Origin of the sequence: Cellulomonas humilata (assembly GCF_030814415.1) — a bacterium.
Lineage (GTDB): Bacteria > Actinomycetota > Actinomycetes > Actinomycetales > Cellulomonadaceae > Cellulomonas > Cellulomonas humilata_A.
Window position 1 is genome coordinate 484166 of the sequence record NZ_JAUSVB010000002.1, and the last position, 16541, is coordinate 500706.

Sequence of the window (16541 nt, forward strand, 5' to 3'; positions counted from 1 at the left end):
CCATGTGTCTCGGAAGAGTGCCCATTCTGCAGCATGGCGACCGGAACGTAGCGTCATGCCATGCTCGATGACGAGTCCCGCCTGGACCTCCCCGCCGTGCCCGCACACCTCGTGGGTCAGGCTGTCGCCGCGTGGCGCCAGCCGGTCACGATCGACACGTACCAGCCGGACCCGGCGGACCGCTACCCGGCGTTCCTGGAGAACCGCGTCTACCAGGGCTCGTCGGGGAGTGTGTACCCGCTGCCGTTCCACGAGCGCATCAGCCCCACCAAGGCGCCCCACGGCTGGGACGCGATCCACCTCGAGAACCCGTGGATCCGGCTGATGATCCTGCCGGAGCTCGGAGGCCGCATCCACGTCGGGATGGACACCACCAACGGGTACGACTTCTTCTACCGCAACAACGTCATCAAGCCGGCGCTCGTCGGGCTCGCGGGACCCTGGCTCTCGGGCGGCGTCGAGCTCAACTGGCCACAGCACCACCGCCCTGCGACCTTCCTGCCGGTCGAGGCGACGATCGAGCACGAGGCCGACGGAGCCGTCACGGTGTGGTGCTCGGACCACGACCCGTTCGCCCGCATGAAGGGCATGCACGGCATCCGCCTGCGTCCGGACTCCTCGGTGATCGAGCTGCGCGTCAGGCTGTTCAACCGCACCGACGAGGTGCAGACGTTCCTCTGGTGGGCGAACGTCGCGGCGGCAGTGAACGACGACTACCAGTCGTTCTTCCCGACCGACGTGCACGCCGTCGCGGACCACGCCAAGCGCGCGGTGACCGCGTTCCCCGCGGCCGACCGCCCGTACTACGGGATCGACTACCAGGCCCGGAAGGCTGGGGCGCACCCCGCCAGTGCCCCCGACCCTGACCGGATCGACTGGTACCGCAACATCCCGGTGCCCACGTCCTACATGGCCCTCGGGACGCAGGACGACTTCTTCGGCGGCTACGACCACGGCCGCCGGGCAGGCTTCGTGCACTGGGCCGACCACCAGGTGGCGCCGGGGAAGAAGCAGTGGACCTGGGGTACCGGCGCGTTCGGCAAGGCCTGGGACGCGAACCTCACCGACACCGACGGGCCCTACGTCGAGCTGATGGCCGGCGTCTTCACGGACAACCAGCCGGACTTCACGTTCCTGGCGCCGGGCGAGACGAAGACGTTCAGCCAGTACTGGTACCCGATCCAGGAGACCGGTCCTGTCCACCAGGCCAACCTCGAGGCGGCCGTCCGCCTCGACGTGACGCCGGGCCCGGCCAGCACCGCCGTGCGGGTGGCGGTCGCGATGACGCAGGTCCGCGCCGGAGTCGCCGTGCGGCTGACCGGGCCGGACGGCGCGACGCTCTGGCAGGTCGAGGCGGACTCGGGTCCGGATCGTCCGATCGTGCATGACCTGACACTTGACGCCGCCTGGGCTCCTGAGGACCTGACGCTGGTCGTCGAGCACGGCGGTGCCGAGGTCATCGCGTGGCGACCCCGCGTCGCGCACGGCTCGCCGGCGATGCCCGAGCCCGCGCAGGAGCCCGCGCCGCCCGCCGACGTCCCGTCCGTCGACGAGCTGTACCTCGTCGGCGTGCACCTCGACCAGTACCGGCACGCGACCCGGTCGCCCGAGCCGTACTGGCTCGAGGCCCTGCGTCGCGACGAGGGCGACTACCGCTCGAACCTCGCGCTCGCCGCGCGGCGCTACAAGGCCGGGCGGTACGCCGAGGCCGAGCAGCACCTGCGGGCAGCGCTCGCCCGCCAGACCCGTCTGAACACGAACCCCGGCGACGGCGAGGCGACCTTCCGCCTCGGCCGGGTGCTCGCGCGCACCGGTCGCCCGGACGAGGCCTACGAGGCGTGGGGCAAGGCGCGGTGGAACCAGGCGTGGTGCGGCGCGGCGCTCCTCGCGATGGCGCGGCTCGACGCTGCGCGCGGCCGCGACCGCTCCGCCCTCGACCACGCCCGCGGAGCCGCCGCCGACGCGGACAACCTGCAGGCCCAGGCGGTGCTCGTCGTCCTGCTGCGGCGCGCCGGCCGCGACGCCGACGCGGACGCCGTGCTGGCACGGGCGCTCGACCGCGACCCGCTCGACGTGTGGACCCGTGACCTGGCAGGTCACGACGTCGCGACGGACGCCCCGACGCTGCTCGACGTCGCGCTGGAGTACGACTCGCTCGGTCTGTGGCCCGACGCGGTCCGGCTGCTCGAGGCCGCAGTCGAGGTCGGGCCCGCCCTCGGTCAGGTGGAGGTTCGACCACTGGTGCACCTGCACGCCGCACGGATCCTGGAGGCGGCCGGCGAGCACGGCGACGCCGACCGGCACCGCGCCCTGGCGCGGACGGTGCCCGCCGTGCACTGCCTCGCCTCGCGCCTCGACGACGTGGACATGCTGCAGGCGCACGTCGAGCGGCACCCCGACGACGCCCGGGCCTGGGCGATCCTCGGCCACTGGCTGTACTTCCAGCGTCGTCACCTCGACGCGATCGCCGCGTGGCGCACGTCGACCGAGCTGGACCCGAGCGATCCGGTGGTGTGGCGCAACCGTGCGGTCGCGGCGTTCAACGTCCTGGCCGACCCGGCCGCCGCACGGCAGCACTACGAGCGCGCACTTGCGGTCGCTCCCGGCGACCCCCGCCTGGTCTACGAGCGCGACCAGCTGGCCAAGCGGTCCGCCGCGTCGCCCGAGGAGCGCCTCGCGGTGCTCGAGGGCGAACGCGCGGCGGTCGACGCCCGTGACGACCTCACCGTCGAGCTGGCCCAGCTGCACACCGCCACGGGCAGGCCCGAGGTCGCGCTCGAGCTCCTCCGTGCTCGCCGGTTCCAGCCGTGGGAGGGCGGGGAGGGACAGGTGCTCTCGGCGTGGGACGAGGCGCACCTCGCCCTCGCCCGCCGCGCGCTCGACGACGGCGACGGGCAGCTCGCGCTCGAGCACGTCGGCGCTGCCCTCGAGCCCGTCGCGAGCCTCGGTGAGGCCCGGCACCCGCTGGCCACCACAGCTCAGCTGCACCTGATGCTCGGCGACGCCCTCGCCGCGACGGGTGACGACGCGGGCGCCTCCGCCGCCTGGTCGCGTGCCGCCAGCGCCACGGGCGACTTCCAGAGCATGGCCCCGGTCGAGTTCTCCGAGCTGACCTACTACGCCGTGCTGGGCTCGCGTCGTCTCGGCGACGACGCCCGCGCCGGCGCCCTGGTCGACGGCCTTGCCACGCACGCGGTGACGCTCCGCTCGACGCCCGCGACGGTGGACTACTTCGCGACCTCGCTGCCGACCCTGTTGCTCTTCCAGGACGACCTCCAGGCCGCCCAGACGACGTCGGCGATGCTCCTGGAGGCACAGGTCGCCGCCCTGCGGGGTGACGTCACCGCCGCGGCGGCAGGCCTCGAGGACGTCCTCGCCCGCGAGCCCAGCCGGCTGCGGGCCCTCGATCTCCGGCGCGAGCTCTTCGATCCGTTCCCGCTCGCTGACCAGTAAGGGCCGCCGCCGGTCCTCTCATGCCAGCATGAGGCGTGCTGAGCGTGAGCGTGATCGTCACCGCATTCGACCAGGGCGAGCTGGTCGCCGAGGCGGTCGAGTCGGTCCTGCGACAGACCCGCGTCCCGGATGCCGTCATCGTGGTCGACGACGGCTCGACCGACGACGAGTCGGTCGAGGTCATCGAGCGACTCCAGGGGGACGGCCGCGTCAGGGTGCTGCGTCAGTCCAACCGTGGGGTCGCGGCTGCCCGGAACGCGGGGATCGCCGCCGCCGGGACCGACCTCGTGGCCGTGCTGGACGGCGACGACCGCCTCGCGCCGACGTTCCTCGAGCGGACCGTCGCAGTCCTGCGGGGCGACCCCGGCGCACTCGCCGCATCGTCGTGGCTGCGTGCGCACGGCGTGATCGACGCGGTCGTGCGGCCCGGCGGAGGGTCGGCTGTCGACTTCCTGCACCGCAACGCCTGCCCTGCGGCCGCGGTGGTCCGCCGCGACGCCTGGCGTGCGTGCGGCGGTTACGACGAGGACATGCGCAGCGGGTTCGAGGACTGGGACTTCTTCCTCTCGCTCGTCGGCGACGGTGGGCACGTCGCCGTCGTGCCGGAGCCGCTCATCGAGTACCGGACGGCGCCCGCCTCCGCGAACGTCCGCTCCATGGACTCCCGGCTCGAGCTCTACGGCCGGCTCGTCGACAAGCATCGCGCCGTCTTCGAGCGGCACCTCCGGGAGGTGCTGCTGGCGCTCGAGGCGCGCGCCATGGACGCCGCCGGACGGTGGGAGGACCTGGTGGCCGCGGACCGCTCACTGCCCGTCGGGGACGTCACGTACGGCGACGGCGGCATGGCCGCGGCCGTCCGGATCGCCGTCCGCCGGGGCTGACCCGCCGGTGGCGGGGACATCGAGTCGGCGCAGGACCAGGAGCGCGATGCCCGCGGAGAGGAGCTCGCCCGCGGCCAGGCCGATCCAGGTGCCGGTGGGGCCGGTGTGGCCGAGGGCGAGCACGAGCGGGACCTTGACGAGAAGCAGGGTTCCGACGGAGAGGACGTAGGACGGTCGTGGTCTGCCCATGGCCTGGAAGTACGCGGAGACCAGTGGGGTGACGCCGGCTGCGGCGAACCCGATCGCCAGGATGCGCAGGGCGTCGACGGACTCGGCGTGGACCGCGGGGTCGTCGACGAAGGCGGCGGTGATGGGCTCGGCGAGCAGCGCGACGGAGCCGGCGGCGACGGTGCTGTAGACGAGGGTGGCGCGCAGCGACAGGGTCCGGGTGCGTCGGACGCGTGCGGCGAGGCGGCGACCGGCGTTGTACCCGACGATCGGCTGCATCCCCTGGCTGATGCCGAGCTGGGGCATCGCGACGAACGTCTGGATGCGGGCGCAGATCGCGAAGGCGGCCAGCGCGGCGGTGGCGGCGGCCACCCGCGACAGCGTGGTGTTGACCACCACGACGAGCAGGGTGGCGCCGAAGCCGGCAAGGAACGAGGGGGCGCCGATGCCCACGAGGGTCCGGACCGTCGGGAGGTGGGGCCGCAGGTCGGACCTGCGGATGCGGTAGGGGCGGTGCCGCTGGCCGAAGAAGAACCACATGCTCATGGCGGCGGAGACGGCCTGGCCGCCGACCGTTCCCAGGGCGGCTCCACGGACGCCGAGGTCCAGTCCGAAGATGAGCAGCGGGTCGAGGGTGATCTGGACGGCGACCGGGACGACCCACAGCATCGTGGCGAACCGCATCCGGCCCTCGGCGCGCACCAGGCTGGAGAACCCGGTCGAGACGATCGCACCGGCCAGGATGACCACGGCGTAGTCGCGTGCGTAGTCGAGGGTCGGGCCGTGCGCGCCGAGCAGGCGCAGGAGCGGCTCGAGCCCGGTCAGCCCGAGCACGGTGATCAGGACGGCGGTGGCCCAGAACGCCGTGAAGGCGTTCCCAGCGGCGCGTGCGGCGGTGCTCGTGTCGCCGGCGCCGAGGTGCCGGGAGACCACCGAGGCTGCTCCGACGCCGAGGGCGGTCGAGACCGCGCCCAGCGCCAGGAGCAAGGGGGCGACGAGGTTGACCGCCGCCATCGCGGTCGTCCCGACGCCGCGGGCGACGAACCAGGCGTTGGTCAGTGCGTAGATCCCGTAGACCCCGACCGCGATGGTGGTCTGGGTGCAGGCGTGCCACAGCAGCCGCCCGACGGGCCGTTCACCCAGGGCGGCGGCGTCGAGCGTGCGGGTGCTCACGGCTCCGTGAGCAGGCTCATCATCGTGCCGATCTGCTCGCGTGCCCAGTCGTACTGGGTGGGTGTGGTGTGCCCGCGGTACACGGTCTCGATCGCCATGATCACCACCAGGTGCAGGCAGTACAGGCCACGGCGCGTCTGCTCCCTCGGCGTGAGCTGCTCCTGGCCGTAGCCGCGCATGAACGCGGTCGGGTCGCCGAAGTCGGACAGATAGGTGCCGGCGAAGCCGGCCTCCATCAGGGGGTCCCCGTACAGGGCGCGTTCGTGGTCGATGATCGTGACGATCCTGCCGTCGCGGACCATGACGTTGGAGTCCCAGAGGTCCCACTCGACGAACCGCGGCTCGATGACGTCGTCGAGGACGTCGGCGTGCAGGGCGACGACCTTGCGGATCTCGTCGTAGTCCCGGCCGATGTCGACGTTGCGGGCCTCTCCGTCGGCCAGGACGGCCTCGACGAGGCCGGTGAAGACGGTGCGCCACGACGGGTCACCCGGGCCGGCGAGCGGTCCGAACCAGCTCCCACGGATCGAGTTCAGGTCGCGGTTGGCGGCGCCGAGCGCCTCGTTGTACGCGTCGCGCTGCTCGGTGCTCAGGCCGTCGGTGATGATGCCGAAGTTCTCGGCGTCGACGAACGGCATGAAGAAGTAGTCGGCGTCGACGAGCTCGTGGCTCAGGTCGGCGTGGTCGACCTGCGGGACGGGGACGTCGGTGCGTGCCGCGATCAGCGCCAGCGCGTCGAGCTCGATGCGCATCGCGCCGCGCTCGGCGGTCAGCACCGCCACGTCCCGCGGCGGCGCGATCTTCACGACCACGGCCCGGCCGTCGCGCAGCAGGATCCTGTAGGCGACGTTGAACCAGCCGTGCCCCAGCTCCTCGAGCCAGGTGTCCGGCTCGCCCGTGGGCACCTGGTCGGCGCCGTAGGCACGCTCGACCATCGCCCGCAGCGTCGCGGGCGACTGGCGGTTCTTCGTGATGCTCTCCATCGAGTCCTCATCGTCGAGCGGCGGGCTGTGCGGCCCGGGTTCAGCGCGGAGGGGGTCCGGTGCTCGCCCGGACGATGAGCTCCGTGGGGATGACCGTCAGGGCCGGCGGTGGGACGGACCGTGTCCGGAGCTGACCGACGACGAGGGTGATGAGCGCTCGGCCGATGGCGTGGAAGTCCTGCCGGACGGTCGTCAGGGGCGGTGAGGTCCAGCCGGCGACGGCGATGTCGTCGAAGCCCACCACGGACACGTCGTCAGGCACGCGGCGGCCGGCCTCGTGCAGCGCCCGCACGAGGCCGAGCGCCATCTCGTCGTTGGCGCAGAACACGGCGGTGACGTCGGGGTCGGCCGCGAGCCGCTTCCCCGCCTCGTAGCCGTCGTGCGCGCTCCAGTCTCCGTACACCGGCTCGGGTGGACGGATCCCGGCTTCCAGGAGGCAGCGGCGCCACGTGCCGCTGCGCACCAGGGCGTGCTCCGAGTCCCGCGGCCCGGCGAGGTGGTGCACGGTGCGGTGTCCCAGGCCGAGCAGGTGGCGCATCGCGTCCTCGCTGCCCTGGACCTGGTCGGCGGTGACGGTGGGGTAGTGGCCGGCGAACTTGGAGAAGGACACCGCCACGGGCATGCCCGCGGGGAGCGCCAGCGTCGCCGGCGACGCCTGCTCGGCCCGCATGATGACGAGGCCGTCGATGGCCTGGTGCGAGATGCGGTGCGCTGCGCTGTCCCAGCTCTCCCGAGCGGGGTTGCGCACGTGCAGGAGCGTGACGGAGTAGTCCTCGAGCGCGGCGGCTTCGACCAGGGCCTCGGCGGTGAGGGCCTCGCCGGTGCGCTGGAACCCGGTCGAGAGCACCCCGATGGCGCCGAACGTGCCGTTCCGCAGCGCCTGGGCCGCCCGGTTCGGCGAGTACCCGAGCTGGTCCATCGCCTGCACGACGCGTGCGCGGGTGCTCGGCCGAACCGAGTCAGCGCCGGTCGAGACGCGCGAGACCGTCTGGGGCGAGACGCCCGCAAGGCGGGCGACATCACCGATCGAAGGACCTGAGCGGCGGCGGCCAGGTGCTGACGCGGTTGTCATGCCGAGATCGTAGTGGTGACACGCATGATGACGTAACCATTGGATCGATACAGCACGAAAACGTGGCTTGCGAGCGTTACCAAAGCGTTGCAGAGCAAGCCGTCGAGCGCTGCTATGGTGACGTCACCAAACGCCAGTGAGGGTCGAGTGACGCCGTTGTTGCTCATGGTCGGTGTGGACGAGACCCCCGTGGCGCGGAGCTGGTAACCGCCTGACCCTCAGCAAGGCGCACGACCTCCAAACAGCACAGTCGACCTGTCCCGCTCAGCCACCGCGACGTTGCGTGTGGTGAGGGGGAGCCGGCGGCTCGGCGAGAGCCGGCGACGGTCCACGGGACGACCAACAGCACGAAGGGATCACCCGATGAAGAAGACACGCACGCTCGGGGCGCTGGGCGCCGTCTTGTCGCTGAGCCTCGCCCTCGCCGCTTGCAGCGGCGGCGGTGGCGGCGACGACGACTCGACTGACGCGAGCGGTGGTACGGGCGACAACACCTTGACGGTCTGGGCCTGGGACCCGGCGTTCAACATCTACGCCCTCGAGGAGGCCGAGAAGGTCTTCCAGGCGGACAACCCGGACTTCAAGCTCGAGATCGTCGAGACGCCGTGGGAGGACGTGCAGACCAAGCTGACCACGCTGGCCCAGTCCGGCGAGACCGACCAGCTGCCCGACATCTTCCTCATGCAGAACAACGCGTTCCAGAAGAACGTCATCAACTACCCGGACATCTTCGCCGACTTCGCGGACTCCGACGTGGACTTCAGCGAGTTCCCCGAGTCCGTCGTCGCCTACTCCACGTACGAGGACGTCAACTACGGGGTGCCGTTCGACAACGGGACCGCGATCGGTGCGTACCGCACGGACATCCTCGAGCAGGCCGGCTACACGGTCGACGACTTCACCGACATCACGTGGGACGAGTTCCTCACGATCGGCAAGGACGTGCTGGCCAAGACGGGCAAGCCGATGCTGACCGGCCAGGCCGGCTCGGCCGACACGATCATGATGATGCTGCAGAGCGCGGGTGCGAGCCTGTTCGACGACGAGGGCAAGCCGACGATCACCGACAACGAGGCGCTGCTGGCAGCCATCGACATGTACGGGCAGATGGTTGAGGCGGGCGTCTTCGTCGAGGTCAACTCGTGGGACGAGTACATCAACACCATCGTCAACTCGAACACGGCCGGCGTCGTCAACGGCGTCTGGATCTCCGGCTCTATCCAGTCGGCCGCGGACCAGTCCGGCAAGTGGGCCGTCACCAACGTCCCGAAGCTCGACGGCGTCGACGGCGCGACCAACTACACGGCGAACGGTGGCTCGTCCTGGGCGATCACGCCGAACGGCAACGAGGCGCTCGCCAGTGACTTCCTGAACGCGACGTTCGCCGGCTCGACCGAGTTCTACGACACGATCCTCCCGGCCTCCGGCGCGCTCGCCAACTGGCTGCCGGCGGGTGAGTCGGACGTCTACAGCGAGCCGCAGGAGTTCTTCGGCGGTCAGCCGATCTACGCCGACGTCCTGACGTTCGCCGCCGAGGTGCCCAGCAACAACACGGGCGCGTACTACTACGAGGGGCGCGACGCCGTGAGCGTCGCCATCACCAACATCTTCAACGGCACGGACCCGCAGGCCGCGCTCGAGGAGGCGCAGGCGACGGTCGAGTTCGCCATGGGGTGATCCCAGCGCGGGCGGCGGAGCCAGTCACGGCTCCGCCGCCCGCGTCCCTACCCAGTCCGTCACCGGCGAAGAAGAGGTGAGCTGATCGTGTCCGCTCCCACCGCACCAACCGAGGACCGCGCGTCAAGCGCACCCCCCCGAGGGACGAAGCTGTCCCCAGGCCGTTCGAAGCGGGTACCCCTGTCGGCAATAGCGCGCCGCCGCAGCCTGACGGGGTGGACGTTCCTCATCCCCGCCGCAGCCCTCATCGTGCTGGTCAACTTCTGGCCGATGATCCAGGCGCTGTTCCTGTCGCTGCAGACGGGACGCGGGACGCGGCTGACCTGGGCAGAGCCGCTGTGGTTGAACTACCAGCGGCTGTTCGAGGACGAGACGTTCCGGCTGACGTTGAGCACGACGTTCATCTACCTGATCATCCAGGTACCGATCATGCTCGCCATCGCGATGGTGCTGGCAAACCTGCTCAACGCACCGTGGTTGCGGTTCAAGGGATTCTGGCGGACGGCGATCTTCCTGCCGTGTGCCGTCGGCCTGGTGTCGTATGCGCTGGTGTTCCGGCAGATCTTCGCGACGGACGGCCTGGCCAACGACCTGCTCATCAAGTTCGGACTGCTCGACGACAACGTCAACTGGCTCGGCCAGACCGGCACCGCCCGGATGGTGATCATCCTCGGCCTGCTGTGGCGGTGGACCGGCTACAACATGATCTTCTTCCTGGCCGCGCTGCAGAACATCGACCGGTCGACCCTGGAGGCTGCCCGCGTCGACGGCGCGAACGGGTTCAAGACGTTCTGGTACGTGACGATGCCGCAGCTCAAGCCGATCATCCTGCTCTGCGCGATCCTGTCGACCAACGGGACGCTGCAGATGTTCGACGAGTCCTACAACCTCACCAACGGTGGCCCGGGCAACACGACGATGACGGTGTCGCACTACCTGTACAACGTGTCGTTCCGCAACAGCCCGAACTTCGGGTACGCGGCTGCCATCTCCTACGCGATCCTCATCATCGTGGCCATCCTGGCCGCCATCCAGCTGAAGGTGGGCGACAAGCGTGACTAAGACACAGCTCCGCCGGATCCCCGCATACCTCTTCTTGTCTGTCGCCGTCGTCCTGTCGGTCTTCCCGCTCTACTTCATGGCGGTCTCGGCGACGAACACGAGCAACGAGGTCGTGGCGTCCAAGCTGCTGCCGGGCAGCCACCTCCTGGAGAACTTCCAGACGCTCGTCGACTCCCAGCCGCTGGGGTCGGCGTTCTACCACTCGTCGGTCAACGCCATCGCGACGACCGTGCTCGCGCTGATCCTGTGCTCGATCGCCGGGTACGCGTTCGAGATCTACCACTCGCGGGCGAAGGACACCGTCATGGCGATCCTGCTCCTGGCGATCATGATCCCGTTCGCGGCGACGATGATCCCGTTGTTCCGGCTCTTCGCGCAGCTGGGACTGGTGAACTCCACGTTCGCGGTCATCGTGCCCCTGATCGCGACGCCGTTCCTGATCCTGCTGTTCCGGCAGGCGTCGCGGTCGTTCCCGCACGAGATCATCGAGGCAGCGCGCCTCGACGGGCTGGGCGAGGTGAGCATCTTCGCGCGCATCTATCTGCCGACGATGAAGCCCACCCTCGCTGCCGCGGGTGTCATCACCTTCCTGTTCTCGTGGAACAACTTCCTGTGGCCGAAGGTGATCCTCGTCGACAACGCGTACCAGACCCTGCCCATGCTGCTCTCGAACATGCGCGCCGGGTACGTCACCGACTACGGAAGCCTCATGCTCGCCGTCTTCATCGTCTCGGTGCCGACGATGGTCATCTTCCTCGCGCTGCAGCGTCACTTCGCCGAGGGCGTCACGGGGGCCATCAAGTGACGTTCGACCTCGACCGGATCGCCGACCCTGCACTCGTCCAGGAGAACCGCCTGGACGCGCACTCCGACCACCGGTGGTTCGCCTCCTCGCAGGAGGCGGCGACCGGGACGAGCTCCTTCGAGCAGTCGCTCAACGGGCTGTGGAAGCTGCACTACGCGAAGAGTCCCGCCCTCGTCGTCCCCGGGTTCGAGCGGGTGGACGTCGACGACTCCGGCTGGGACGACGTGCCGGTGCCGGCCCACATCCAGCTGCTCGGCTACGACCGCCCGCAGTACACCAACGTGCAGTACCCGTGGGACGGCTACGAGCAGCTCGAGGCGGGGCAGGTTCCCCAGCGGTACAACCCCGTCGCGACGTACCGGCGGACGTTCGCCCTCGAGCACCCGCTCGAGCCCGGCGAGCGCCTGAGCGTGAGCTTCCACGGTGCGGAGAGCGCCGTCGCCGTCTGGCTCAACGGCGCGTACATCGGCTACGGGACGGACTCCTTCACCCCGTCGGAGTTCGACCTCACCGACGCCCTGGTCGACGGAGAGAACGTCATCGTGGCGCAGGTGGTCCGGTGGAGCGCCGGGTCGTGGATCGAGGACCAGGACTTCTTCAGGTTCTCGGGCCTGTTCCGGGACGTCGTCCTGTACCGCCGGCCCACCGTGCACGTCGAGGACGTCCGCGTGGTCACCGACGTCGCCGACGACCTCTCCGAGGCGACGGTGCGCGTGCGCATCGTCCTGGCCGGCGACGGCAGGGTGGACGCCGGCATCGCCGGTGCCGGCCAGCTCACCGGCGACGACGAGCTGGTGGTCCGTATCGAGAGCCCGCGGCTGTGGAGCGCGGAGGATCCTCACCGGTACGACCTCACGCTCGACGTCTACGACTCGTCGGGCCGCCTGACCGAGCACGTCCCCGTCCAGGTGGGTGTACGACGGTTCGGCATCGAGGACGGCCTGCTGAAGGTCAACGGGTCCCGCGTGGTCTTCAACGGGGTCAACCGGCACGACTTCGGCCTCCAGGGTCGCGTGATGACCCGTGCGCAGACCGAGGCCGACGTCCAGCTCATGAAGCGGCTGAACATCAATGCCGTGCGGACCAGCCACTACCCGAACAACTCCTACTTCTACGACCTGTGCGACGAGTACGGCCTGTACGTCATCGACGAGATGAATCTCGAGTCGCACGGAATGTGGGACCTGGTCAGGTTCGCCGGGGCCGGGATCGACGTGGCGTTGCCCGGGGACCGTCCCGAGTGGCTGCCCACCCTCCTCGACCGCGCCGCGAGCATGCTCGAGCGGGACAAGAACCACCCGAGCGTCGTGATGTGGTCGTGCGGCAACGAGTCGTTCGGCGGGTCGAACATCTTGGAGGTGTCGGAGTACTTCCGCCGGGAAGACTCCCGGCCTGTGCACTACGAAGGCGTCCACTGGGACCCGCGGCACCCGCAGACGACGGACGTCGTCTCGCGGATGTACGCGCCCGCCGCCGAGATCGAGGAGTTCCTCGCGACGCACCGCGACAAGCCCTACGTGCTGTGCGAGTACGCCCACGCGATGGGCAACTCGTTCGGGGCGGTCCACAAGTACGTCGACCTGGCCTACCGTGAGCCGCTGTTCCAGGGGGGATTCATCTGGGACTTCGCCGACCAGGCGCTGCGGCGCACCGACCCCGGTGGCCGCGAGTACTTCGGCTACGGCGGCGACTTCGGCGACGCGCCGCACGACGGCGACTTCAGCGGCAACGGCATCGTCTTCGCCGACCGGTCCCTCAAGCCGCTCGCCCAGGAGGTGCGCTACCTCTACCAGGGCTACCGGCTCTCGGTGGGCAGCGACAAGGTCACGGTCGAGAACCGTCACCTCGCCACGTCGTCGTCGGCGCACGAGTGCGTCGTGACCGTCGCCCGGGAGGGCCGGGTGCTCCAGGAGGAGGTGCTCGAGACCGACGTCGCCCCGGGGGGCTCGCAGGTCTACGCGCTCCCGGTCACGGTGCCGTCCGGGCCTGGCGAGTACACGGTCGACGTGTCCTTCCGGCTGCGTCGCACGACCCGCTGGGCGTCGGCCGGGCACGAGGTCGCCCACGAGCAGACGGTCGTCGTCGTGCCGACCACGACGCCGGCCCGCCGGGCCGCTGCGCCGGAGGTCGTCTACGGCATCCACAACGTGGGCGTCCGGGGCCGGCACTTCACCGCCCTGTTCTCGCGGCTGCACGGAGGGCTGCAGTCGTACCGCTACGGGCTGACGGGGGACGGTGGCCGTGAGCTGCTGCGCTCGGTGCCCCGACCGTCGTTCTGGCACGCACCCACCTCCAACGAGCGCGGGTGGGGTGCCCCTGCGCTGGATGGCGGATGGCTGATCGCCAGTCGGTACGCGACGGCCGTCCGGGGTGCCGACCACCCCGCTGTCGAGCAGACGGACGCCGGGGTCCTCGTCAGCTTCCGGTACGAGCTGCCCACCGCACCCGCGGGGGAGTGCGAGCTCTCCTACCTCGTGGACGGTGACGGTCGCGTCGAGGTGACCCTCACGGTGCGACCCGGTGCGGGGCTGCCGGACATGCCCGAGCTCGGTCTCCTCCTGGCGACCGACCCCGCGTTCCGCAACCTGCGCTGGTACGGGGACGGGCCCGAGGAGTCGTACGTCGACCGCCGGGCAGGCGCCCGGCTGGGTGTGTGGGACGCGGACGTGCGCACCGCGCTCACGCCCTACCTGCGCCCGCAGGAGGCGGGCAGCCGCACCGGCGTGCGCTGGGCGACCGTGACGGACGAGCAAGGAGCGGGCCTGCGGTTGGAGTCGGACCAGGGCATGGAGCTGTCGGCCCTGCCGTGGACGCCGTTCGAGATCGAGAACGCAGCGCACCACACCGAGCTGCCGCCGATCTACCAGACGGTCCTGCGGCCGGCGCTCCAGCGTCGCGGGGTCGGTGGCGACGACTCCTGGGGTGCGCAGACCCATCCCGAGTACCGGCTGCCGACGGAGACCGAGCTCACGTTCCGGTTCGCCTTCCGCGGGCTCCTCTAGCACGACCGGGTGCGGTCGTCGGGCCCGTCCTCGACGGAGCGCCGGCCCGGGGATCACCGTCCACAGCTCGATCCGAACCGCCGGCGCGCGCGTGCACGTCGTTCACAACTGGTCCTGGGAGGCCACCGTGGTAACCGTTCCTGCCGACCTCGACGTCCTCGCGGCGCCGCACGTGTCCTCGCCGACCCCGACCCGGTTCACCGCGGGCGACTCCGTCACCCTCGGCGCGTGGGACGTGTTCGTGGCGGTGGCCCGGTGAGCGCGCGCTGGACCGGCCCGTGGCCCACCGAGGGCATCGCCTTCGGAGCGGACTACAACCCGGAGCAGTGGCCGGAGGAGGTCTGGGCCGAGGACGTCGCGCTCATGCGTGAGGCGGGTGTGACGCTGGTGAGCGTCGGGATCTTCTCCTGGGGAGAGCTCGAGCCCGAGGAGGGACGGTTCGAGTTCGGCTGGCTCGACCGGGTCCTGGACCTGCTGCACGAGGCCGGGATCGGGGTGGACCTGGCGACGCCCAGTGCGGCGCCCCCGGTGTGGCTGCACCTGAAGCACCCGGAGATGCTGCCGGTCGACGCCGACGGCGCGCGGTTCACGCACGGCAGCCGCGAGTCGTGGTGCGTGAGCTCGCCGGTCATCCGGCACCACGCCACGCGGATCGCCCGGGTGGTCGCCGAGCGGTACGGCCACCATCCCGCGGTGAAGATGTGGCACGTCTCCAACGAGCTGGCCTGCCACAACGGGCGCTGCTACTGCGACGTGTCCGCGGCCGCGTTCCGCGACTGGCTGGGCAAGGAGTACGCGGACATCGACGCGCTCAACCTGGCGTGGGGGACCGCGTTCTGGGGGCAGCGCTACTCGTCCTTCGAGCAGATCCTGCCGCCCCGACGCACCACCACGATCGCGAACCCGGGGCAGAAGCTCGCGTTCGAGCGGTTCTCCTCCGACGCGTTCGTCGCGCACCTCGAGGCCGAGGCGGCGGTGCTGCGCGAGGTGACGCCGCACCTCCCGGTGACCACCAACTACATGGTCATGGGCGACTTCCACCAGATCGACTACACGCAGACCACGCCGTTGGTCGACATCGTGTCCAACGACCACTACCTGTGGGGCGAGGACCCGCGCGGGTGGGCCGAGCTCGCGTTCAGCGCCGACAGGACGCGCGGTCTGGCCGGCGGGCACCCGTGGATCCTCATGGAGCACTCCACGAGCGCGGTCAACTGGCAGCCCCGCAACATCGCCAAGGAACCGGCACAGATGCTGCGCAACGCGCTGCAGCACGTCGCCCGCGGCTCGGACGGGGTCCTGTACTTCCAGTGGCGGCAGTCCCGGGCAGGCGCCGAGAAGTACCACTCGGGGATGGTCCCGCACGCCGGACGCGACTCTGCTCTGTTCCGGGACGTCGTCGAGCTGGGGGCGACCCTGGGCCGGCTCGCGGAGGTGCGGGGGAGCACGGTCGAGCATGCACGCGTGGCCCTGCTGTGGGACACCCAGGCGTGGTGGGCCGCTGAGCTCGAGGCACACCCCACCGTCGATCTGCGCTATCTCGACCTCGCGCAGCGCATGCATCGCGCGCTGCTCGACGCGGGCGTCGCGGTCGACGTCCTGCCCGCGGCCGCCTCGCTGGACGGGTACGACGTCGTCCTCGTGCCCACCCTGTACCTCGCACCCGAGGACCTGTCCGACCGGCTGACCGCGGTCGTCGCCAGGGGTGGGCAGGTGCTCGTCTCGTACTTCTCGGGCATCGTCGACACCTCCGACCGGGTCCTCCTGGGCGGCTATCCGGGGGCGTTCCGGGACCTGCTCGGCGTGCGCGTGGAGGAGTTCGCGCCTCTGGTGGCCGAGGGAACGACGACGCTGAGTGACGGGAGCACCGGGGAGGTCTGGACCGAGCGGATGACGTCGACAGGCGCTGAGGTCCTGGCGACCTACCTCGATGGTCCGTCGGCGGGCGGTCCTGCGGTCACGCGCCGAAGCACGCGGTCGGGCGGTGCCGCGTGGTACCTGTCGACCCGCCTCGACGACCCGTCCCTCACCGATCTGCTCGGACGCGTGGTTGCGGCGGCCGGCGTGTCGTCCGTGGTCCCGTCGCCGGCTGGGGTGGAGGTCGTCCGTCGGACGAGCGCTTCCGGCAGCTGGCTGTTCGCGATCAACCACACCAGCACGGATGTGCCTCTGCACGTCTCCGGGCACGACCTCGTGGCTGACCGACGTCACGAGGCGGGGGCGGGAGTTCCGGCGCTGGGCGTCGCCGTCGTCCGAGAAGACTGA

The 16541-nt window shown here is 70.6% G+C and carries 11 protein-coding genes; 8 read left to right on the top strand and 3 right to left on the bottom strand.

Translation table 11 applies throughout. From position 1 onward, the window contains the following. Window positions 1-60 precede the first annotated feature (60 nt). Both J2X26_RS08365 and J2X26_RS08370 read left to right on the top strand, forming a co-directional pair. Entirely contained in the window at window positions 61-3453 is a 3393-nt protein-coding gene (locus J2X26_RS08365) for a DUF5107 domain-containing protein (RefSeq protein ID WP_307491375.1), read from the top strand. A gap of 44 nt (window positions 3454-3497) precedes the next feature. Then, the gene (locus J2X26_RS08370; RefSeq protein ID WP_307491378.1) at window positions 3498-4334 is read left to right on the top strand and encodes a glycosyltransferase family 2 protein; all 837 of its coding nucleotides are present in this window, start codon (window positions 3498-3500) and stop codon (window positions 4332-4334) included. Here the strand turns inward: J2X26_RS08370 and J2X26_RS08375 are convergent. Genes J2X26_RS08375 through J2X26_RS08385 form a run of 3 tightly spaced genes read right to left on the bottom strand, consistent with a single transcriptional unit; the run spans window position 4257 to window position 7730 of the window. Beyond that, window positions 4257-5675: an MATE family efflux transporter gene (locus J2X26_RS08375; RefSeq protein ID WP_307491379.1), complete on the bottom strand. Its 1419-nt coding sequence runs from the start codon at window positions 5673-5675 to the stop codon at window positions 4257-4259. The genes J2X26_RS08370 and J2X26_RS08375 overlap by 78 nt on opposite strands. Continuing rightward, entirely contained in the window at window positions 5672-6658 is a 987-nt protein-coding gene (locus J2X26_RS08380; protein WP_307491381.1) for a phosphotransferase family protein, read from the bottom strand. Before J2X26_RS08380 ends, J2X26_RS08375 begins: the two co-directional genes overlap by 4 nt. Before the next feature lie 40 nt (window positions 6659-6698). After that, on the bottom strand, window positions 6699-7730 hold the full coding sequence (locus J2X26_RS08385) for a LacI family DNA-binding transcriptional regulator (protein ID WP_307491382.1): 1032 nt from the start codon (window positions 7728-7730) through the stop codon (window positions 6699-6701). Window positions 7731-8093: 363 nt separating this feature from the next. On the opposite strand from J2X26_RS08385, the gene J2X26_RS08390 reads away from it, so the two are divergent. The 6 genes from J2X26_RS08390 to J2X26_RS08415 all read left to right on the top strand — a co-directional run bounded on the left by J2X26_RS08390 (window position 8094) and on the right by J2X26_RS08415 (window position 16541). After that, window positions 8094-9407, top strand: a complete 1314-nt coding sequence (locus J2X26_RS08390; protein WP_307491384.1) for an ABC transporter substrate-binding protein — start codon at window positions 8094-8096, stop codon at window positions 9405-9407. 249 nt (window positions 9408-9656) lie between these two features. Continuing rightward, on the top strand, window positions 9657-10469 hold the full coding sequence (locus J2X26_RS08395) for a carbohydrate ABC transporter permease (RefSeq protein ID WP_307491385.1): 813 nt from the start codon (window positions 9657-9659) through the stop codon (window positions 10467-10469). Then, window positions 10462-11274 carry a carbohydrate ABC transporter permease gene (locus J2X26_RS08400; RefSeq protein WP_307491386.1) on the top strand — a complete coding sequence of 271 codons (813 nt, stop codon included), beginning with the start codon at window positions 10462-10464 and terminating at the stop codon, window positions 11272-11274. The genes J2X26_RS08395 and J2X26_RS08400 overlap by 8 nt, the downstream gene beginning before the upstream one ends. Further along, window positions 11271-14276: a glycoside hydrolase family 2 TIM barrel-domain containing protein gene (locus tag J2X26_RS08405; protein ID WP_307491388.1), complete on the top strand. Its 3006-nt coding sequence runs from the start codon at window positions 11271-11273 to the stop codon at window positions 14274-14276. Before J2X26_RS08400 ends, J2X26_RS08405 begins: the two co-directional genes overlap by 4 nt. A 127-nt stretch (window positions 14277-14403) precedes the next feature. Then, window positions 14404-14535: a hypothetical protein gene (locus J2X26_RS08410; RefSeq protein WP_307491389.1), complete on the top strand. Its 132-nt coding sequence runs from the start codon at window positions 14404-14406 to the stop codon at window positions 14533-14535. Continuing rightward, entirely contained in the window at window positions 14532-16541 is a 2010-nt protein-coding gene (locus J2X26_RS08415) for a beta-galactosidase (protein WP_307491390.1), read from the top strand. The genes J2X26_RS08410 and J2X26_RS08415 overlap by 4 nt, the downstream gene beginning before the upstream one ends.

Bases quoted from the DNA above. Each gene is read 5' to 3' on its own strand.
- J2X26_RS08385 (WP_307491382.1), bottom strand. From the start codon at position 7,730: ATGACAACCGCGTCAGCACCTGGCCGCCGCCGCTCAGGTCCTTCGATC.
- J2X26_RS08365 (WP_307491375.1), top strand. From the start codon at position 61: ATGCTCGATGACGAGTCCCGCCTGGACCTCCCCGCCGTGCCCGCACAC.
- J2X26_RS08390 (WP_307491384.1), top strand. From the start codon at position 8,094: ATGAAGAAGACACGCACGCTCGGGGCGCTGGGCGCCGTCTTGTCGCTG.
- J2X26_RS08380 (WP_307491381.1), bottom strand. From the start codon at position 6,658: ATGGAGAGCATCACGAAGAACCGCCAGTCGCCCGCGACGCTGCGGGCG.